The sequence below is a fragment of the Oceanihabitans sp. IOP_32 genome, assembly GCF_009498295.1.
GTDB classification, from domain to species: Bacteria; Bacteroidota; Bacteroidia; order Flavobacteriales; family Flavobacteriaceae; genus Wocania; species Wocania indica.
Genome location: NZ_CP040813.1, coordinates 1,216,989 through 1,237,899 on the forward strand (window position 1 = coordinate 1,216,989; position 20,911 = coordinate 1,237,899).

The following is a 20,911-nucleotide window of genomic DNA, read 5'->3' on the forward strand; positions in this document are numbered from 1 at the left end:
GAAATCCTTTTTTGAGGCACGAAAAAAAGATTGTATTGGAAAGCCCGACCCCTTTTTAGGGGTAACGCCCAAATAAAGTTAAAAGACCAGTTAAATTTGCTTATTAGAACGACTACATTAATCTAATTTATCGGCTAATTTTTTAAACACCTTTTTAGGCTCTTTATTTTCGTATAAAATCTCGTAAACAGCGTTTATAATAGGAATTTTAGCCTTTTTGCCATTTTTTTCGTGCAGTAAACGGGCGCTTTTTGTGGCGTAATAGCCTTCGGCAACCATATTCATTTCCATTTGAGCAGATTTTACAGTATACCCCTTACCAATCATGTTTCCAAACATACGGTTTCTGGAAAATACCGAGTAACCTGTTACTAATAAGTCGCCCAAATATGCCGAATTATTAATATTGCGTTTCATTTTATGGCGTTTTTTAATAAAACGTTTCATTTCTCTAATGGCATTACTCATTAACACACTCTGGAAGTTATCACCATAGCCCAAACCATGAGCAATACCCGCAGCAATAGCATAGATATTTTTAAGCATTACGGCATATTCAATACCAATAATATCGTCGCTAATGGTTGTTTTAATATAGTGGCTAGAGAGCTTGTTGGCAATTTGTTGTGCTTTCTCTGAATCTGAACAAGACACTGTTAAATACGATAAACGCTCTAAGGCCACCTCTTCGGCATGACAGGGCCCGGCGATTACGGCGATATTATCGTAAGGTATATTGTAAACCTCATGGAAATGCTCGCCAACCAGCAAGCCAGTTTCCGGCATAATACCTTTTACGGCAGAAACAATAATTTTATTTTCAATGTTTTCTGTTAATTTTTCTAGTTCTGAATGCATAAAAGCCGATGGTATCACAAAGATTAAAACATCGGCATAATTGGCAATTTCATTAATATCGTTACTAATTTTTAATTGGTCTAAGTTAAATTCGACCGCGCTTAAATAATTAGGGTTATGTTGCTCTCTTAATAAATGTTCTTTGGTATAAACACTTCGCATATACCAACCTACCTCATCTAAATTTTCACAAAGCATTTTTACAATGGCGGTTGCCCAACTTCCAGCGCCAAAAACTGCGTATTTTAAAGGTTTATCCATAAATGGTGTTATTTTCTTGTGCCCAAAAATACACAAAAAAAACAAGCTACATTAAATCATTATATTTCTTAAAACTGTATTTTGGCACGTGTTTTGAAAATGAATACAACAGAACTCAAAAATGTTTGATTATGAAGACTATAAAAATACTTTTAAGCTTTGCTTTAGCAACGACATTATTTACATCATGCTATGTAGAATCGAACATAGTCGAAGAGACACCGAGAATTTCTATAAACCAGTTACTAGGCAGTTACGATTTGTGGTATGTAGACATTAACAGTACGAAAGGCTATGGCACCACACCATTTTTACAAAAAGCATTTACCTTATCGTTTAAAAATGGCATAATGTTCGCCAATAATAACCTAGTAGGAATTGGGAGTACGGGTAATGGCTATGGTATTGCCGTGGCCGATTACGATGCCTACGATATGATTTTAGATGTGGTACATGATGTGGATGGTTTCGAAACTTTTGATGTTTTTCAAATAGATTATAATACTATAGAATTATACAACCCGAATAACGATACCTCTTATTTTCTAGATGGTTACCAACGCAGTAATTTTGATTACGACTTTGTATTTTATGATAATATTCATTACTTCCTGCAAGAATATGTGGCGTGGGAAAAAACATTTACGAGTAATTTTGGTGCGATAAACGACTTTGATAACGAAAACTTCCTGCAGTTTGTAGCTGGCGGTACAGACGATACCTTTAGAAGCTCTCAAGATTTAAATGGTACACCTATAAATGGCTTACTTTGGGATTATACTGGTATTTATGGAGTTGGAGATATAGTTGGTAACCCCAATCTAAAAACACTAAGCTTAGATTATGATTATTTTAACAACGAATATTTTGAATTAAGTGTTATAGACGACGGTACGATAGAATTGTTTCATCCAGCATCTGAAACGGTGTACGAGTTTCAAGGTCGCGGGTACATACAGTTTATGAAAAACGATGGAGTTCAAACTAAGTCGGCTGTAAAAAGAAACGACATGCGTAAAGCACCAAAAAACAAAGTAAATAACCCTAGAGAAAACACAAGAACAACATAGGTTTAAATTTAGATTTTTAGTTGAACAACTGTTAGGGTTTTATCGCCTTAGCATTTGTTTTTTTATGAAAATTCTTTCGTTTACAAAACTGTAATTTGAATAAAATTACGTATTTTGTGACAAGCATAAATCACTTATTAACCCTTAAAATTTAAAACAACATGGGCATATTTTCATTTATTAAAAACGCTGGAGCTAAGGTCTTCGGAATAGGAAAAACAGAGGCCGAAGAAGCTGCTGAAAGCGCGGCTGCCAAACTTAAACTTGAAGAGGCTGCAGCAAAAAAACTAGAAGAAACGATTAACGACTTACAATTAAAAGTTGAAGGTTTAGAGGTTCACATTAACGATGATGCTGCTACCATTAAAGGCTTAGCTCACGATCAAGCCACCAAAGAAAAGGTGGTGTTAGTGGTAGGAAACTCTAGTGGTATTGCTACTGTAAACGACCAAATGACTGTAGAACATGTAGAACCCGAAGCACAGTTCCATACCGTTGTAAGCGGAGATACTTTAGGTAAAATAGCTAAAAACTACTACGGTAACGCTATGAAATACCCTGTAATTTTTGAAGCTAACAAACCCATGCTTAAAGATCCAGACAAAATTTACCCCGGACAAGTATTACGTATTCCAGCTTTAGATTAAAATCCCAAAACTTATACACTAAAAAACCAGCAATATTAATGTTGGTTTTTTTAGTTTAGTGCAGTTTTTAAACCTAATTTTTATGGTGCTTATTTTAATTAAATTCGGACTGTATTACCAAGCCAATCGATAACACCCGTACTTATTTGATTGCTGTTATTTTATTTAGAATCGATGATGTCCGATAAAATATTGTACAATACTATTAAAACAAAGAACTTTACACATCATTTTTTAATGTCAACTTGCCTATTTTGAAAACATTATTAATATTTAAAGGAGCTATTTTTCTAATTAAAGCACTGCTGTTTATCGGTTAGTTAGACTCAAGTCTTTGTTCTTAATTCTAAAAGCGAAGCGGTCTTATGTCTTTTATCTAGGCATTGATGATTTTACACATCATTTTTTAATGTCAACTTGCCTATTTTCAAACCATTATTAATATTTAAAGGAGCTATTTCTTTAATTAAAGCACTACTGTTTATAAGCTAGTTAGAATCAAGTCTTTGTTCTTAATTCTAAAAGCGAAGCGGTCTTATGTCTTTTATCGGGCATTGATGATTTTGCACATCATTTTTGAATGTCAACTTGCCTATTTTCAAACCATTATTAAGATTTAATGGAGCTATTTTTCTAATTAAAGCACTACTGTTTATAAGCTAGTTAGACTCAAGTCTTTGTTCTTAATTCTAAAAGCGAAGCGGTCTTATGTCTTTTATCTAGGCATTGATGATTTTACACATCATTTTTTAATGTCAACTTGCCTATTTTTAAACCATTATTAATATTTAAAGGAGCTATTTTTCTAATTAAAGCACTGCTGTTTATCGGTTAGTTAGACTCAAGTCTTTGTTCTTAATTCTAAAAGCGAAGCGGTCTTATGTCTTTTATCTAGGCATTGATGATTTTACACATCATTTTTTAATGTCAACTTGCCTATTTTCAAACCATTATTAATATTTAAAGGAGCTATTTTTTTAATTAAAGCACTACTGTTTATAAGCTAGTTAGTCTCAAGTCTTTGTTCTTAATTCTAAAAGCGAAGCGGTCTTATGTCTTTATATCGGGCATTGATGATTTTACACATCATTTTTTAATGTCAACTTGCCTAATTTCAAAACATTATTAATATTTAAAGGAGCTGTTTTTCTAATTAAAGCACTACTGTTTATAAGCTAGTTAGAATCAAGTCTTTGTTCTTAATTCTAAAAGCGAAGCGGTCTTATGTCTTTATATCGGGCATTGATGATTTTACACATCATTTTTTAATGTCAACTTGCCTATTTTCAAACCATTATTAATATTTAAAGGAGCTATTTTTTTAATTAAAATACTGCTGTTTATCAGCTAGTTAGAATCAAGTCTTTGTTCTTAATTCTAAAAGCGAAGCGGTCTTATGTCTTTTATCGGGCATTGATGATTTTACACATCATTTTTGAATGTCAACTTGCCTATTTTTAAACCATTATTAATATTTAAAGGAGCTATTTTTCTAATTAAAGCACTACTGTTTATAAGCTAGTTAGTCTCAAGTCTTTGTTCTTAATTCTAAAAGCGAAGCGGTCTTATGTCTTTTATCGGGCATTGATGATTTTACACATCATTTTTGAATGTCAACTTGCCTATTTTTAAACCATTATTAATATTTAAAGGAGCTATTTTTCTAATTAAAGCACTACTGTTTATAAGCTAGTTAGTCTCAAGTCTTTGTTCTTAATTCTAAAAGCGAAGCGGTCTTATGTCTTTTATCGGGCATTGATGATTTTACACATCATTTTTGAATGTCAACTTGCCTATTTTCAAACCATTATTAATATTTAAAGGAGCTATTTTTTTAATTAAAATACTGCTGTTTATCAGCTAGTTAGAATCAAGTCTTTGTTCTTAATTCTAAAAGCGAAGCGGTCTTATGTCTTTATATCGGGCATTGATGATTTTACACATCATTTTTGAATGTCAACTTGCCTATTTTTAAACCATTATTAATATTTAAAGGAGCTATTTTTCTAATTAAAGCACTACTGTTTATAAGCTAGTTAGAATCAAGTCTTTGTTCTTAATTCTAAAAGCGAAGCGGTCTTATGTCTTTTATCTAGGCATTGATGATTTTACACATCATTTTTGAATGTCAACTTGCCTATTTTAAAAACATTATTAATATTTAAAGGAGCTGTTTTTTTTAATTAAAGCACTGCTGTTTATCAGCTAGTTAATTGCCCTTCTTATTTAAACTTAGAAAATCCTTTAAATACAGCTTTTGGTTTAATTGTAGTTTTGGGTGATGGTACATATGATATGTTTTACTTTGCATGTGCGTAAACATAGCACCTTTTAATTTGACTTCTTCTGAACTCAAAGAGGTATATGCAATACCTTCGTTAAATTTTAAGGGATCATATTTGTCATTAGGATTAGTCAATAGAATAATATATTCAAGAGCCTCTTTGTTTTTATCACTTGATTTTAATCGATCCTGTTGTAATGTATTCTCTGTTAAAAACACAGGAATCTCCATAAAGTTCTCAAGAGAGATTATCTCACTTTCTATCACTTTTAAGTCAAGTAACAATTTATGTTCTTCAGCTTTTAAAAAGCCAAAAAACTGAATGTTCCAGTTTCTAACTAAGCTATCTTGATTTGTTTCCAGTTGAAATATAACTGCTTTTTTATGAGGTGAAGTTGTTGAGTCGATAAATGCTTTAATTTGAAAACTTTTAATAACATCTATTTTTGTGTATTGGTTGCTCTGTTTTTCAATAGCCAAACTCCTCTCTTTTCCCATTTTTTTAGATGAGGTGTCCTCAAACAGAATGATGGCATAAACAATTATTGCCATACTTATAATACCAATAATTAGGCCTAAAAATATTTTCTTAAAAGCATTGAATGACGAAGGCATTACAAAAGAAACAATTAAACTGATAAAACAAATAATCATACCTGCATAGAAAAACAGAGAAGTAATATCTCCCAAACCTCTAGATTTATAAGTTTTTCCTAAAAAGTAAAATAAAATTATTCCTAAAAAAGAGAGGATGTGCGGCCAATATTTCATACTTGTAAGGTTTAATAAAGGTAGTATCTCACAAAGTGTTCAATTAAGTAGTTAAAACAAATATAGCAAAATTGTGCCTATATTAGTATTGTGCCTATATTAGTATTGAAGCCATCCCATTTTATTCATTTTCAAGCTTTTCCATTAAGATCTTTCCTAAAATATGGTTCTAGGTGAAAATTGCTTTTACGTTTTTTAACTTATTATCAATTGTTTATTTTACGTTCTCCATATGCAGAAGATGCCTGTACTAGCCTTTTGCCTGCACTATAGTCTTTGATGTGGTGTTGTGGTCAACTTATTCATTACCGTCTCAACAAATTCAACTCCTAAAAATCCAAAACACACCATTACCCATAAGGGCGAACCGACAAACACTGGTTCAGTCAACACGGCATTCATGTTGCATTCATGTTGGGTCGTACCGACCACACGAATGCTTAATTGTTACCTGTAGTTATTTTTTCCGATACACTATTAAATTATACTTAAATTCGGTTCCATCACTTTCTAAAGGCTCAAATACTTTCAATTCCGTTTGAGTGATTTCCGCAAATTCTATTTCGTTTTTCGTAAATTCTATTAATGAACCAGACTCTTTTAATTGTTCCAAAAGTCCTGGTGCAAGTTTATCAATCGGAACATTATATTTTGGTTCGTCATAAGTCATTCGAAATAGTTTGTGCTCTCGGTCATATTCCCATTTTCCAGATTCGCAATTATAGGGGTTTTCACAGCCCATTAATTTGTATGTTCCATCTTTTTCAATCCGCATATTTGGTCGCCAAACAATTTCATTTGCAGTTATCGTGTCATTTATAAAATGCATGATTTCAGATATTGTTTTTCCGTTACTATCTGTAAGTTTATCAAATTCCCACGTTCCTATAATCAGTTTCTCAATTTGGTCTGCACTTTTATTTGTTTTTGCTTCATCAATTAATTCCAAGTAGGTTTTAGTTGTTTGACTAAAAGTCAAAAAAGGTAAAAATATTATGGCAAGCAAGATGTTTTTCATAATTAAATGTAACGGCAGTCTATCTAATAACGCTCCCATAATTTTTAATTCATGAACTAAAATACAGAATTAGTTTTAAACTTGGATTAATCATTGATGGTTTGTCTTTATAGTGACAAACTGAATTGCCAACCGAAAAAAATAGTACTTCTCGAAACAAAACAACTCTAACCACATTTATCCTTGCACAAATTCATCGTTCTACCAATAGAGGGCAAATTAACAGAATATTCAGCTCTAGCCACTAGGTGAGCCGAATATTTCGTTATTGGTAACTGGCATTATTTTAATAGCTCTGTTAATTTTTCGTTCAATTCTTCTCCTCGCAAATCTCTCGCTATTATTTTTCCATTTTGGTCAATCAGAAAGCTGTCTGGTATTCCTTCAACTCCATAAATCAAAGAGGCTTTACTTCCGTTGCCTTTAAAATCGTTTACGTGATACCAATTTAGTTTGTCTTTTTCAATTGCTTTTATCCACTTTTCTTTGTTTTCGTCCAAGGAAACAGCAAATATTTCAAATCCTTTAGTTTTAAATCTATTGTAAGTTTTTACAAGATTTGGGTTTTCTTTTCTGCAAGGTGCACACCAAGAAGCCCAAAATTCTAAAAGTATAGTTTTGCCTTTTAAATCTGAAAGTTTTATTGAGTTCCCATTTTTGTCATTCATTTCAAAATCAATAAAATGTTGTCCAATTTCTGCTACATCATTCAGTTTAATGTAAGTTTCAATTATTTTCCCGTATTTAGATGTTTTATTTTTTTCTGAAAGTTGGTCAAACAATTCTTTAGTTTCCTTTTTCCCGAAAGTTGTTGAGTAGGTAGATAGCGTTTCAACACTAACAATACTATTTGGATGTTTTTGAATAAATTCTATTTCTTTTTTTCTTTGATTTTCTTCTGATAGATTTTCTAGTTCTTTGCGTAATTTTTGTCCTAAATTTTCTTCATTCGAACCAGTTACAATTGCATTTTCAAAATCGGTCAGCGAAGCATCAAAGGCCATAGCATTGTTTTCCAGCCAAAGAAAACGGTAATTGGAATCGTCATTTGTTCGTATTACTACGTGCAATGGTGAGTTTGTTAATTTTGTTTTGAAAACAAAAGCATTATTTTCAACTAGTGTAGAATCGATAAGGTCAACACTTTGACTGTCCGCATTGTCCAAATAAACCCATGTTCCGTTTTCGATTCCATTTGTTTTTCCAGTCAAAGAAAATTCAGTATCAGTTCTTTCATTACAGGACGTTATCAATAATAAAAATATTCCTAAAGCTACTAATTTCATCGCTGTTCGTTTTGCTGTCTCGTCCTAAAATACGTCTACAGGTTATTGATTCAAATTAAGTTGTATTTTGGTACTCGTTATTTATTCGTTCAAACTCCAAATTAATGCCTTTTCTTTTGTGGCTCTAAAAATAGTACTATGTTGTTCGTTTGGTTCATCTGAATATTTCCATGTTATATTTTTTGGTTGTTCGGTTTTAATGATTTCACTTAATTCAGTAATAAAAGGGGTTTCTTTTTGAACACTTGAACCTGCAAACCAAAATCTCTTCATATTATGACGCGTATTATTCTTAAAATTCTCCTTTGCGTTTTTTACTAATGATTGGTTGTTCCACCATAAGGCTGGATCCATAGCGATATAGAAATCGAAAGTTTCGGGGGCAAGTTCTAATGTTTCTACAACGAAAAGTCCTGCCAATGACTCTCCAATAATTCCTTCATAATTTTTTGTTCGATACCTTTTATTTATTTCGGGTTTCAGTTCTTCTTGAATGAATGCTCGAAATTCTGTGGATTTTCCAACATTAGATGCTATTTTTTTTTATTCTTCGTTTTCAGTTGGACCAGTTAAATCTCTTTTACGTTCTGTATTTTCAATTCCGACTAATATAACTGGCGGAATTTTTCCATTTTCAACGAGTTCAGCTATTGTATTCGCAATATGCGGAAAATCTTCTTTAATTCCACCGTCTGGCATATATACAACTGTCAAACTATCGGTTGACTGATTGTAATTAGGCGGTGTCCAAATATTGATTATTCTATCTTCATTTAGCAAATTAGAAGTAATTGTTAAACTCTCGTATATCGGGACTGGGTCGCTGTACGTAGTTCCTTTGTTTTTACAATTAACCATAACGAAAGCAATAATTGAAATGCAAAATAGTTTTTTCATAAGTCTGTTTTTTTAATGATTGCTAACGTTTGTGTTTATGGTTTTTTGTGTGTTTAAGCACTAATTTGGCAAATAATCACCTACCAAGAAAATCCGCGAGGACTTTCGTAAGTTGGCAAGAACTAGCCATTAATTATACACATTGCGCCTGTTGCACAACTGTTTGCTAAATATACAGGAATTTCGTATTTGTATTAATGCAAGACACAAAAATATTTCAAGAAAAGCTGTTTAGTAATTTCCAGTTGAGCGCTCGCGTTCCAAAAGACAATTTTTACCGCAGATTATCATCGGTTTTAAATTTAGAATTCCTTCATAGAGCAACCCAAGTGTATTATGTAGCTGCTTTCAGAAAAGCATTGACCTGGTAGTCTTCTTTAAATTTAAGAAAAGAAAAATCAAACAAAAAAGAAGGCATGCCGTGCCTTAAAAAAGGTTTGTATGGGCTGCCCGATTCGCAGTGCTTGTTTAGGGAAATCGGCGCAAGAAAAAAAGTTCACCATTACATATTACAAGGCTGAGTACGACCGCAATATAGCCCGAGCAAACAGTCCTAAAGGGCGTTATATGAAAGGGAAGCGGCAAAGTACAGTAGAGCCTGTATTTGGAACCTTAACTCAGTTTTTAGCAATGGGAAAAGTAAACACTTTGGGACTAGCACAAACTAATAAATGTATGCACATGTCTGCAATTGCCTATAATTTAAAGAAATATATAAATTTTGTTAACAAAAAGCCCAAAAGCATAGCAGGGGTTATTTGTGTATTCTAAACTAAAGTAAACTGGCTAATAAAAGGCTATATAAAGCATTCTAAACAAGTCTTAAATACCCTTGACATAAATGGTATGTTTTTAAAAACGGTGACTAATCAGTTTTAGTTAAATTTTCCTAGAGGGTTGTGCAACGGTTACTGATGTTACCATAGTATTTTATTCAGATTCTAATTTTTCATTCAAATCTTGTCTTCCTACAATTGCTATTATTTCGACAATATTTTCATTAATTTTATAATAAATACTATCAACTCCACATACGCATCTTCTATATCCCTTTTTTATATAGTCAACCGATTCAAAAGAAAAAGGTCGTTCGGCAATAATGTCAAAATATTCAAAAAATGACTCAAAGTATTTGACCGCTTGCGTCATTCCGAATTTTTCAACTCCGTAATGATGAATCCATATCAAGTCATTTTTTGCTTCGTTTGTCAGTTTATATTTAGCCATTTAGCAAGGACTTTGATTGGGCTAAAATACTCTCTTTACTATCATTTGTAAATCCACTATTTTCAGCCTTTTCTAGTTTTGCTCGAATCCAGTCAATTTGAACTTGTTGTTTTCGGGCTTGTCTAATCAAATCGTTAACTAACTCGCTTTTGCTTGAATATTCTTTATTGTCCACTTGAGTTTTTAGCCATTCATCGTTCGGCTTTGTAAATGATATACTTTGTCTTGACATAATTTCATTATTTGGTGTAAATATACACCAAATTCGAATCATTTCCAAATTGTTGCCAACGTGTTTACATATGATTTGTTCCTTGAATTTAGCACTTAATTTAATAAATAATTACTGACAAAAAAAACCCGCGAGGATTTTCGTAAGTTGGCTTGCACTAGCAATTAATTATATACGGTGTTGAACTAAACCTAAAGGTAGCTTCACGAGACAGTTTTATCACGATTCACTACCTTTAGGATCAAGGTTTAATCTAATACTCAATATTATGAAAAAAAAATTACACTCTCATTGAAAGGGCTATTATTTCCGTTCCAGAGTTTTCAATACTCTACCACAAACTCAAACGGTCTGTTGAGCTCGCTGGCAAAAGCCAGAGCACTCTTACCAACTATGCTCGCTGTTTAGCGCACATCGCACTCCATTTTAACTGTAGTCCACTTGAGCTCGATGAGGAACAGATCCTGGACTATCTACACGTTTTAAAGTCACAACACAAGACCCCCTCAGATAGTTTTTTCAAGCACACTGTTTATGGGCTGCGCAAAGAGCTGGGAAAATCACAACCCGCTTCATTTTACGAAAGCCTGTTCAAGAACCAGTGGGTGGTCTATTGCAAACGCCCATTCTTTGGGCCTTCATAGGTAGTGGAATATCTAGGGAGCTATACCCATAAAATTGCGATAAGCAACCATCGTATAAAAAGTCTTGAAAGTGGAAACGTACGGTTTATGGTAAAGGATTATCGCCAAGGGGGTAAGAAGTCGGTACTTGCACTATCCGATGCCGAGTTCATCAGGCGTTTTTCATTGCATATCCTGCCCAAAGGGTTTACCCGCATCCGGCACTATGGTATCTTGAGCAGCTATTATAAAAGAACCATAATCCCAGAACTACAAAAAGATCTGGGCAGGCCAGAACTAGCGGAAAAAGTACTTTTAAAGCACCGCAAGTGTTCCAGCTGTAAAAAAGGAAACCTGGTTACCATTGCAACCTTCCCCGCTCGTGGACCACCGAATGGTTGGCGCGAACAGATCGAGAAACACCTAAACAGACCAATATGAAAAAAACGCAAAACCGACGTAACGGGACTGCTATGGCCAAAACTGAAGAAAACACATCAAAGCAGTAATGAACAAGGAAAAGTAAGTCCTAAATCTGCCATATTCTTTTAATATTCCAAAGAAAGGGAGGTCAAAAACTCCCAAAACAGAAAAAACCAACTCCTAAAAATCCAATCCAAAACAGACCATTCCCCATAAGGGCGAACCGACAAACACCGGTTCAGTCAACACGGCATTCATGTTGGGTCGTACCGACCACACGAATGCTTAGTTGTTATGCACTGTTATTATTGCACGTTATTTCAAATGTTTCTTTGAATAGCCGACTTCTTATTGGATAACAACTTTTTAAGCCATCCCCATCAAATATTTCAAAATATACATTGAATTTTTCGGAGTTAGAAAGCTCTTTTTTTGGAATTACTATTTTGAAAATAACATGGTTTTTCTTTGAATTTTCTGAAACTCCAAAGTTCTTTTCACAAGTTGATCCTGACTCAAAGTTGCATGTTGTTAGTATACTTTCAGTATATATTAATGATTTACATACTTGATAGTTATTCTCTCGTTGGTACGGGGAGAAAGCTCTATCAGTCAATGAATCTATTACTTTATTATTATTGAAATCAACCCAAATGTGGTAATGATCTATTCTTGGCCATTTTCCTTCGATATTATTTGATTCATCTCCAATGAGATCAAAAGTGAATTCCACGGTTTCGTTTTTGCATTTATAAGAAATCACGTGCAAATCATTTCGTACCAATTCACGTTCGTTTTCAACTATTAATAATTGGAAAAATAAGATTAAAAAAAATAAATTTACATTAATTGGCATTAGATTTTTTTGTAAATATGGGCAGTAAGACTAATAACGCTACCATAATTTTTAATTCACGAACTAAAATACAGAATTAGTTTTAAACTAGGATTAATCATTGATGGTTTGTCTTTATAGCCACAAGCTGAAATAGCTAACTAAAAGATAGTGCTTCTTGAAACAAAACAACTCTAATCACATTTATCCTTGCACAAATCCATCGTTATACCCATAGACGACAAATAAACCGGATTCGTTAACACGATATTTAGCTCTAGCCTATCGGCGAGCCGAATACTTAGTTATTGGCAATAGTTTTACTCTCCAACTAACTTCAAATATTGTTTAGGTTTATATTCTATAATCCGCTTTTCAATCATATTATTCACACAGTTATTTACTTCATAAGGATAACAATAATGAATTTTGTTTTTTGTTAATTCATTATAGATGTTAGATTTGTAACAATTATTGTTGCGAATAATATCTTTAATCTTGTCTTTGATTATTCGATTTAAACCAATATATTTTTTAGCATATTCATTGAGTAAATCATCTTCAATGTTTAGGAATCCAACCTCAAAAATTATTTTATCTTCTATTTTTGTAAATAATGAATTAGGAATTCTAATAACTTTGTTACTTTCAAAATCCTCATTACTTGTAAAGAAATCACATATTCCAGACCAATATTTTTCTATAGTGGATATAGATATAAAATAAAAAGTAGGTTCCTTTGAAGTGTTTATTTGTTGTCTGTCTGTAAATGCCAACCAAACAGGCATTAAAATAGAGTTTTGTAAATTCCTTAATGCTTCAAATTCTGATGTAAATAGTGTGAAATATTTATCTTTACTATTATGAAAACCTATTTTATTTCTACATTTAGCATCAAAGAGGATAGTTCCCATATCTTTTATATTTACTAAAAAATCTGCTCTCTTTGATTTTGTTTTGTCAATTAATACTCCTGAACGTTCTATTCCAAATGGTCCTTGACCGATATATAAATAAGGAATATTGTTTTTATCTAAAAGTTCTTTAAATTTCAACTCTCCTTTTAAACCATCTTGTTCTATAGTTGATAAAAAATCAGTAATTTCAATTCCATTAAATTCTTCATTTAAGAAATATTCTGAATAATCAGGATACTTTCTTTTGATTGTTATTTTTTTTCTATTTCTCGAATCGCCTTTACATACTAAAATTGAATTCTCAGTATAATCAAAATCTAAATAACTCATTCCATTTCTATTTTTTTTCTAACAACACTTGGTTGTCTTTTTAATAATTCTGCTACTTTGTCAATCCTACCAAAGGCCTCAAAAGCTCTATTCATTAATCTTATTTCATTGTTACTCCAATTTTCATAAGCTCTTTCATAAAGTTTTCTGGTTTCAATTTGTGGTAATGTCAATTTGGTATCATCTTTTTTAGGAAAACCCTCAACATATTCTTGCGCTTTTTCAATAAGTACATTTATTTCATCTTCTGGTAATTTTGGGGTAATAATATTTTTAGTTTCATTATTTGTTTCATTTTCAACTATGTTATTCGTAGTTCTATAAAAATGCCATTCAAAATGTTTTGGATTTCTGCTACTATGTTGAAACTTGCATTGTGGTATTAAGTTTAAGGCATTTTTTTCTTTTAATTGCCTTAAAAACTTTCTGAATTGACTCCCATTATTTTTGTCTTTTTCAATCAGTTTTTTTCTAGCTAAAATAGGGTACAAGTCTGTACTTCTCAAACCGTCATCATTTATTTGTTCAAGATGTTCCTGTATTGCTTTGCTAATTCTTCTAGCTTTCTGAAATTCTTCGTGACTGATTTTCATCTAAATTATTGCCAACGGTCTCGTGTATGAGTAGTAGCGGATTTCTACTCACAAACCTTTCGGTTTTGTATAGACCTTTATTTTATGTTTATACTTTCTTTTTATGATTTAAACCGCTATTACTTATACACATCTTTGTTGAACGAATCCTCCCTACCGGTCGGAAGCCCATCTTTATTGCTTAGTTATTACATTCTTTCTGTAAATGTAATATATTTATTAATTTGTAGCTAAATTTTAAATTTATTATGATGTTTAAAAAAAAGTAAAACCATTGCTGAACGCGCTTTCGAGGAAGTATCCGGTTTCAGCACCCTTCAAAGCAAATTAGAACGGAGCTTTTCTATTAATGGTAAAGCTAAAAGCACCTTAAGTAATTACCTGCGATGTTTGGCACACCTAGCTTTGCACTATTAAACAAAGCCCAGAAACGCTCTCGGTTGAGAGTATGGAGTCTTATCTTTATTATTGCCAAAAACTACACAAAACACCTTCTGAGAGTTTCTTTAAACACACCATTTACGGACTTAGAGCGGCCTACAAGGTTATGGGTATGCCGGCCAAACGCGTGGCTTTGCCAGTGATTAAACGGGACTTAAAATTACCAACTGTGCTTAGCCAAGACGAAGTTAAACGTCTTTTAAGAGCCCCCAAGTATCTTAAACACCGTTTAATTATAGGGATGCTTTACGGGTGTGGACTGCGCAGTTACGAACTTTGCAATCTAAAATTGGCAGATATTGACTTTGATCGCAAAACGGTTTTTGTTCCTAAGAAAAAAGGTAAGATAGACTGGTATATTCCTTTAAGCAAATATTTAGTAAATGGTTTAAAGACCTATATTAAAACGGAAAGCCCTCAGATTTATCTTTTCAATAGTCAGGTTACCAAACAAGGGGAACCCCGAGGACTAAGCACTAATGGCGTTCGATGGGTGATAAACGAAAACCGAAGTAAAATAGGAAGTTCCAAAAAGATTACAGCCCACACCTTGCGGCACAGTTTTGCCACACATTTGTTAGAGTATGGTGTTGACATCGTTAGCCTAAAGGAGCTTTTAGGGCATGCGCATATAGAAATGACCCTAACCTATTTACATGTGGCCAATCTCCCCAGTGGTTCGAAGTTTTCTCCACTAGACAAGCTTTACGATTAATGTCTGGCGAGCATAAGGTAGCCCACATTTTAGAAATGGAGCAGCTACAGCTTAAAAGATTGAGTTTAACCTCTTGGCATTATCGTGCTTTACAAGCGATACGCAGATGCCGCACTAAAGCTATGGGCGGACACATTGATAAATGCGATGGTTGCCATCAATTACACATCAGTTATAACAGTTGTAGGAACAGACATTGTCCAAGCTGCCAAGGTCACAAACGCGAAACGTGGATCAGAGCAAGGGAGTCCGAACTTCTTAATGTGCCTTATTTTCATTTGGTGTTTACCCTTCCAAGTGCGTTTAACAGCTACGCCTTGAGCCATGGTAAAATAGTGTACGGCAGTTTATTTAAAGCTGCCTGGCAGACCTTGCAGCAATTTGGGTATAATCCCAAACATCTGGGCGGTCGCATGGGTATGATTGCGGTGTTGCATACTTGGGGTCAAAATATGATTTTGCATCCGCACCTGCACTGCATTGTGCCAGGAGGTGGTCTGAGCAAATCAGGGCTATGGAAAAAGGCAAAGAACAATGGAAAGTACCTATTTAATGTAAAATCCATGAGCAAGGTATTTAGAGGAAAGTATGTCGCTGAGCTTAGAAAAAGCGGGTTAAAAATCCCTCAAAAGGTATATAATGAAGTATTCCGAAAAAAGTGGGAGGTCTATGCCAAACCACTATGTCATTGAGTATTTAGGTAGATACACCCATAAAATAGCCATTAGTAACCATCGCATTACCAATATTGACCGTAAAAATTGCAGGGTGACATTTACAGCTAAAGATTATCGTCGTGCAGGAAAGAAAACCAACTTAACCTTATCTAGTCAAGAGTTTATCAGGAGGTTTGCTTGCATATTTTACCCAAGGGTTTTACACGAATACGACATTATGGTATTTTAAGCAGCAGTTGGAAAAAGAACAAGTTGCCAAAGCTACAAGCTGAATTGGCTACCCAAAAGATAGTGCTTGTTGAAACAGAGCGCCCTCTCTTACACCGTCGATGTCCTGTTTGTAAAAAAGGAAGACTGCATACCATTTTACTGTTTAATGACCGCGGACCTCCCGAAAATTGGCACGTTTTACTAAAAGATAAAAAATTGAATAGGAGCAACTAAAATTTATCTGCAGATGCGGACTGGATCTGGTATGCTTTAACCTAAAAATTAAACGATAAAAACTAGAGTTTATAAATTAAAACCACCAAAACAGCCCTTTTAACCTTATAAAATGACTGAGTTTTATACATTTTAGCCTCTCAAAAAAAATCTAATCACATTTATCCTGACATAAATCTATCGTTATACCCATAGACGGCAAATTAACCGGATTCGTCAACACAATATTCAGCTCTAGCCTATCGGCGAGCCGAATACTTAGTTATTGGCAACTGGCTTTTTTAGTTCATATCAATAAAGATCAATCGGGTCTTTCAGGAATATAAACAACATCAACTTCTACATTATTTCCATATTTTACTATGATAGAACATAATACTGAAACACTTTCTCCATTGTGAACAGCAGGTTTCATTATAGGCATTTTTCTAAGCACTCTTAAGATTTCTGCTTGAACGGTTACTTCTGAATTTCTAACTTTCATTCCAGTCAGTTTTCCAGATTCGTCGATTATAAAAAACACATCTACTTGCTTTGGTTCTAACAGATTTAAATCTTTAGATACACTCAAGTTAAACTCTCTTTTAATAAATGTCGATACTTTATTAATGAAACATTCTCTTGTTTCTTCTATTGAGAGTTCTTCACAGCCATTATATACTGGCGCAATTTCTACATCATTCAATATTATACTATCGTCAGAAGTATAGATTGCCATACCATCATCTTGCGATACTATGCTGCATAAACTTAATAAAGCCTGTTGCTCTGCTTCTGTCATATTTCCTTGTGCCATTACTTGTTCCTGAACAGCATTTATTTTCGTCATTAAATCACTTTTTGTGTTTTTTAACGAGTTGGATTCTTCCTTACAAGAAAAACATAGTAAAATAATAAATATGGTTGAAATGACCATGAAATTTTGGAATTCAAATTTTGTTTTACGATTAAATTTGTATTTCATAAGTTTTAATTTTTTGCTTGTTGCCAACGTCTCCGTAGTCGAGTAGGCAAAGGGAATTTTACCCTAAGCCTCTCACATAACCGTACCCCGCATCAAGTGCGGGGCAGGCTGTGATAGTCTCCCATCATACGGCTCTTGTTATACAAATCTAAACTATCTTACTTAATAAAGCCCATTTGCCAATGATAAAACAAGTTAGGGAATTGCTCCTGTACTCTTGTAAACCACTGATAAGCTCGCTTTATACTGTTTTTATAGCGTTTATACCTTTTTCTTGCCCATCTCACTAAACGATTGTTGAGTAATTTGAAAACCTTGTGTAACATAGAGATTCTAAATTTTCCATAGTAACGTATCCAACCCCTAATCATTGGATTAAGGCAGTAGGCAATTCCTACAATACTCTTAACGGTCATTCTATGTACCTTCAATTCTCCTAATTTATCTGCAATGCGTTTCTTGGAACTTATGCTTATTGCACAGTCAAAGCTTAAAAATAATCTTTTTGTTTTCTTTGATTTTGATGTTCTAGGTTGAAATGAGTATCCTAGAAAATCAAATTTAACAATTGGATATTTCTGTTGTCTTCGATAGTCCTTGCAATACACAATTTTGGTTTTCTTTGGATGTAATTCCAAACCTATTTTTGTCATTCTGTTTCGGATGGTGCTCAGCGTTCGTTCTGCGTGTTGTTGACTGCTACAATGTACAATTACATCGTCGGCATAACGTGTGTAGTTTATTGTAGAATCGTTTTGTTCCAACCATTTGTCAAAACCATAATGCAGAAACAGGTTTGCCAGCACAGGACTTATAACTCCGCCTTGTGGCGTTCCTTTTCCCTTGTTTATTATGATTTCTCCTGTCTTGGTCAAAACAGGGCTTGCGAGCCATCGTGCAATATAGCGTTTCACCCAGTTTTCTGGAATGTGCTTCTCTACTGCAAGCATCAGTTTGTTATGGTCAATATTGTCAAAGAATCCTTTAATGTCTAGGTCTATTACCCAATCGGACTTCCAACAGTTTTTCCTCACAGCTGTTAATGCTTGATGTGCATTTCTGTGTGGTCTGTATCCGTAGGAATTAGGACTGAATACTTTTTCTAATCGAGGTTCTATGTACATCTTTATAACCATTTGTCGGTCGCTTATGGTAGGAATGCCTAATTTTCGAACGTTGCCATCCTTCTTTGGGATTTCTACTTGTTTAACCATTGGTGGAAAATAACTACCCGATGCCATCCGATTCCAAAGTTTGTACAGGTGTTTTCTACGATGTGCATCAAATTCTTCCATGCTAATCGAGTCTACACCTGCGCTACCTTTATTGGCTCGCACTTTCTTATAAGCTTCCCATACCATGGTTCTGCTTATAGGTATTGATTTTGTTTCATTCCATAAATTCATCCTCAATGTATTGAGTTGTTAAATGTAATGCAACTGTATAACCTAATCCCTTCGCTCCATTTCCATTACAGAAACATCATCACTACTACGGACTAGTCCGCCCCTGAACTATAACATCGGTATTCTACCTTTAGATTGTTTCTATTGTGTATTTCCCTTAACATTTATAATCAGGTTCTCGAGTTCCGTAAATAAGCCTAGATAAAAGTCATGCCCCCTGAATGACGCCTGCCGTATAGCCAATAAAATAGGTGACCGCTATACTTATAACTCCGTATCATACTCCGTAGCTTTTGACAGAATGTAGCAACTTCTCGACACCTCGAAAGGGGTTCACTTGCGTTCATCTCTTTTATCCGTACCTGACCAGTTCTTGACTCGCCGTTTCCTAAACGCTCAATACCTTGGCTCTTTACCAAAGCACCTTTAGGTGGTTTAATGCCTCTTCCTATAAAGCAACATTGGTGGGTCGGTTCCACCATCTTATTTACAGTTCACAATGAGTTATTGTTGCCGCTCATTGCTTGCTCGACACACTATGAAAAGTAGGCGATTTCGAAGCACCAAACTTTTTGGATAAGCACAAAGCTTGATACGAGCCACAACTCTTGATTTTACTCCTGTTTCGCCTATTTTTTATATACATTGTTACCTGCTGGCTTTTTTCTTCAGTTTTAGTTTCATCATTATGTCTGTCTGTTCATCATTTCCCAATTGGAAAATATGTTTGTCAAATGCTACAAATCCATTTTTTTCATAAAATCTGATTGCTCTTGGGTTTTGCTCCCAAACGCCTAACCAAACATATTCTACGTTTTTTTCTTTCGCCAATTCAATCGCTTTGTTGTAAAGAATTTGTCCGACTTTTTTTCCGTGAAATTCCTTTAGCACGTAAATCCGTTCAATTTCGAGTGCGTTTTTATCCTTTATTTCTGTTTGTGATTGTCCGAAATTCACTTTTAAATACCCAATCACATTGTCGTCAAGTTCCGCAAAATAGAATTCAGCGTTTTCGTCTGTCAGTTCAGTTTTCAGTTTTTCGGTCGAAAATCCTTCTTCCAAATATTTTCGCATATCTTCTTCGCTGTTATCGGAAGAAAATGTCTCGGCAAAAGTCAATTTCCCGATTTCCTTTAGGTTTTCAATGTCTTGGATATTTACTTTTCTAATTTTCACTTATTGTTTAGTTTAAAATTCTTTTTCATAATAGTCACATAAACTGGAAACGATACATTCTTCGCATTTCGGTTTTCTTGATATGCAGATGTTCATTCCGTGCTGTATTAGCCACTCGTGAGCGTGTTTTTTATATTTTTTTGGTGTAAGTCTGTTTATTTCGTCAGCGGTATCTTCATTGGATTTAGTTTCCACTATTCCAAGTCGGTTCAAAACTCTGTGTACGTGTGTGTCAACTGCAATGGTGTCTCCACCAAAATTAAAATTCATCATTATATCTGTACACTTCCGTCCCACACCTTGTAGTTCCAAAAGTTCTTTTTCCGTTCGTGGTACTTCTCCGTTGTGATTGTCAATTAACTGTTGGCACATTTCTTTTAAATGTTTTGTCTTTCGATTATAATGTGCCACAGGTTTAATCAACTCGGTAAGTTCGTCATCTGACAAATCCAATATTTCTTTTGGTGTTGTAGCTTTATCATATAGGGCATTGCACGCTCGGATTACCCGTTTTGTGTGTGTCATTGTTGAAAGCATTACAGAGACCAAACTTTTAAAATCCGTACTGTTAAGTCCGTTTTTTTCCCATTCATTATCGTTTTCGGCAAATATTTCGTACTCGTTGCTTAATTTCTCGTAAACTTTTTCAATGTTCTTTTTTGCCATTTTTTCGATTATGTTTTTGCTGTTTTTCAGCTTGCAGGTAACGTGATTGTGTATGATTAGTGGCGTGTTTAAGCACCTAATTTGGCAAATAAAAACCGAATAGAAAATCCGCGAGGATTTTCGTAAGTAGGCGAGAACCAGCCATTAATT

18 protein-coding genes and 3 pseudogenes are annotated in these 20,911 nt (G+C 34.0%); 7 read left to right on the forward strand and 14 right to left on the reverse strand.

Annotated features, from left to right (window positions below; translation table 11 throughout):
• Positions 1 to 117: 117 nt before the first annotated feature.
• Entirely contained in the window at positions 118 to 1,119 is a 1,002-nt protein-coding gene (locus tag FEZ18_RS05070) for an NAD(P)H-dependent glycerol-3-phosphate dehydrogenase (protein ID WP_153267314.1), read from the reverse strand.
• 131 nt (positions 1,120 to 1,250) lie between these two features.
• Between FEZ18_RS05070 and FEZ18_RS05075 the strand changes: the two genes are divergently transcribed.
• Together FEZ18_RS05075 and lysM are read left to right on the forward strand one after the other, a co-directional pair.
• On the forward strand, positions 1,251 to 2,189 hold the full coding sequence (locus FEZ18_RS05075; RefSeq protein WP_153267315.1) for a nicotinic acid mononucleotide adenyltransferase: 939 nt from the start codon (positions 1,251 to 1,253) through the stop codon (positions 2,187 to 2,189).
• A gap of 161 nt (positions 2,190 to 2,350) precedes the next feature.
• Positions 2,351 to 2,836 carry a peptidoglycan-binding protein LysM gene (lysM, locus tag FEZ18_RS05080; RefSeq protein WP_153267316.1) on the forward strand — a complete coding sequence of 162 codons (486 nt, stop codon included), beginning with the start codon at positions 2,351 to 2,353 and terminating at the stop codon, positions 2,834 to 2,836.
• A 2,209-nt stretch (positions 2,837 to 5,045) separates the two neighbouring features.
• Here the strand turns inward: lysM and FEZ18_RS05085 are convergent.
• The 4 genes and pseudogenes from FEZ18_RS05085 to FEZ18_RS05100 all read right to left on the reverse strand — a co-directional run bounded on the left by FEZ18_RS05085 (position 5,046) and on the right by FEZ18_RS05100 (position 9,092).
• Positions 5,046 to 5,891: a hypothetical protein gene (locus tag FEZ18_RS05085; protein ID WP_153267317.1), complete on the reverse strand. Its 846-nt coding sequence runs from the start codon at positions 5,889 to 5,891 to the stop codon at positions 5,046 to 5,048.
• A 457-nt stretch (positions 5,892 to 6,348) separates the two neighbouring features.
• On the reverse strand, positions 6,349 to 6,948 hold the full coding sequence (locus tag FEZ18_RS05090) for a hypothetical protein (protein ID WP_153267318.1): 600 nt from the start codon (positions 6,946 to 6,948) through the stop codon (positions 6,349 to 6,351).
• A gap of 242 nt (positions 6,949 to 7,190) precedes the next feature.
• Entirely contained in the window at positions 7,191 to 8,195 is a 1,005-nt protein-coding gene (locus tag FEZ18_RS05095) for a TlpA disulfide reductase family protein (protein WP_153267319.1), read from the reverse strand.
• 81 nt (positions 8,196 to 8,276) lie between these two features.
• Positions 8,277 to 9,092, reverse strand: a pseudogene (locus tag FEZ18_RS05100) (alpha/beta hydrolase).
• A gap of 408 nt (positions 9,093 to 9,500) precedes the next feature.
• Here FEZ18_RS05100 and FEZ18_RS05105 point away from each other — a divergent pair.
• Positions 9,501 to 9,863, forward strand: a pseudogene (locus FEZ18_RS05105) (transposase); the annotation flags it as partial.
• A 159-nt stretch (positions 9,864 to 10,022) separates the two neighbouring features.
• Here FEZ18_RS05105 and FEZ18_RS05110 read toward each other — a convergent pair.
• Positions 10,023 to 10,319 (reverse strand): type II toxin-antitoxin system RelE/ParE family toxin, encoded by a 297-nt coding sequence (locus FEZ18_RS05110; protein WP_153267321.1) that lies wholly within the window; start codon positions 10,317 to 10,319, stop codon positions 10,023 to 10,025.
• The gene (locus tag FEZ18_RS05115) at positions 10,312 to 10,551 is read right to left on the reverse strand and encodes a type II toxin-antitoxin system ParD family antitoxin (protein WP_110476660.1); all 240 of its coding nucleotides are present in this window, start codon (positions 10,549 to 10,551) and stop codon (positions 10,312 to 10,314) included. Before FEZ18_RS05115 ends, FEZ18_RS05110 begins: the two co-directional genes overlap by 8 nt.
• A gap of 326 nt (positions 10,552 to 10,877) precedes the next feature.
• Here FEZ18_RS05115 and FEZ18_RS14635 point away from each other — a divergent pair, with 326 nt between their 5' ends.
• Positions 10,878 to 11,195 carry a phage integrase N-terminal SAM-like domain-containing protein gene (locus FEZ18_RS14635; RefSeq protein WP_228122921.1) on the forward strand — a complete coding sequence of 106 codons (318 nt, stop codon included), beginning with the start codon at positions 10,878 to 10,880 and terminating at the stop codon, positions 11,193 to 11,195.
• Between the two features lie 3 nt (positions 11,196 to 11,198).
• Positions 11,199 to 11,615 carry a transposase gene (locus tag FEZ18_RS05120; RefSeq protein WP_153267322.1) on the forward strand — a complete coding sequence of 139 codons (417 nt, stop codon included), beginning with the start codon at positions 11,199 to 11,201 and terminating at the stop codon, positions 11,613 to 11,615.
• Between the two features lie 274 nt (positions 11,616 to 11,889).
• Here FEZ18_RS05120 and FEZ18_RS05125 read toward each other — a convergent pair whose 3' ends face one another.
• The 3 genes from FEZ18_RS05125 to FEZ18_RS05135 form a co-directional block, all read right to left on the reverse strand.
• A complete protein-coding gene (locus FEZ18_RS05125; RefSeq protein WP_153267323.1) occupies positions 11,890 to 12,453 on the reverse strand; it encodes a hypothetical protein in 564 nt (187 codons plus the stop codon).
• A gap of 299 nt (positions 12,454 to 12,752) precedes the next feature.
• A complete protein-coding gene (locus FEZ18_RS05130; RefSeq protein WP_153267324.1) occupies positions 12,753 to 13,679 on the reverse strand; it encodes a hypothetical protein in 927 nt (308 codons plus the stop codon).
• Positions 13,676 to 14,272 (reverse strand): hypothetical protein, encoded by a 597-nt coding sequence (locus FEZ18_RS05135; protein ID WP_153267325.1) that lies wholly within the window; start codon positions 14,270 to 14,272, stop codon positions 13,676 to 13,678. The genes FEZ18_RS05130 and FEZ18_RS05135 overlap by 4 nt, the downstream gene beginning before the upstream one ends.
• Before the next feature lie 448 nt (positions 14,273 to 14,720).
• Between FEZ18_RS05135 and FEZ18_RS05140 the strand changes: the two genes are divergently transcribed.
• Positions 14,721 to 15,428: a tyrosine-type recombinase/integrase gene (locus FEZ18_RS05140; protein ID WP_228122870.1), complete on the forward strand. Its 708-nt coding sequence runs from the start codon at positions 14,721 to 14,723 to the stop codon at positions 15,426 to 15,428.
• Positions 15,428 to 16,549 (forward strand): annotated as a pseudogene (locus FEZ18_RS05145) (IS91 family transposase). The gene FEZ18_RS05140 and the pseudogene FEZ18_RS05145 overlap by 1 nt, the downstream one beginning before the upstream one ends.
• Positions 16,550 to 16,850: 301 nt before the next feature.
• Here the strand turns inward: FEZ18_RS05145 and FEZ18_RS05150 are convergent.
• The 4 genes from FEZ18_RS05150 to FEZ18_RS05165 form a co-directional block, all read right to left on the reverse strand.
• Complete coding sequence (locus FEZ18_RS05150) at positions 16,851 to 17,513, reverse strand: hypothetical protein (RefSeq protein ID WP_228122873.1); 663 nt, start codon at positions 17,511 to 17,513, stop codon at positions 16,851 to 16,853.
• Between the two features lie 158 nt (positions 17,514 to 17,671).
• On the reverse strand, positions 17,672 to 18,919 hold the full coding sequence (ltrA, locus tag FEZ18_RS05155; RefSeq protein WP_153267326.1) for a group II intron reverse transcriptase/maturase: 1,248 nt from the start codon (positions 18,917 to 18,919) through the stop codon (positions 17,672 to 17,674).
• 648 nt (positions 18,920 to 19,567) lie between these two features.
• A complete protein-coding gene (locus tag FEZ18_RS05160) occupies positions 19,568 to 20,095 on the reverse strand; it encodes a GNAT family N-acetyltransferase (protein WP_153267327.1) in 528 nt (175 codons plus the stop codon).
• 12 nt (positions 20,096 to 20,107) lie between these two features.
• Positions 20,108 to 20,761: an endonuclease III domain-containing protein gene (locus FEZ18_RS05165; RefSeq protein WP_153267328.1), complete on the reverse strand. Its 654-nt coding sequence runs from the start codon at positions 20,759 to 20,761 to the stop codon at positions 20,108 to 20,110.
• Positions 20,762 to 20,911 lie beyond the last annotated feature (150 nt).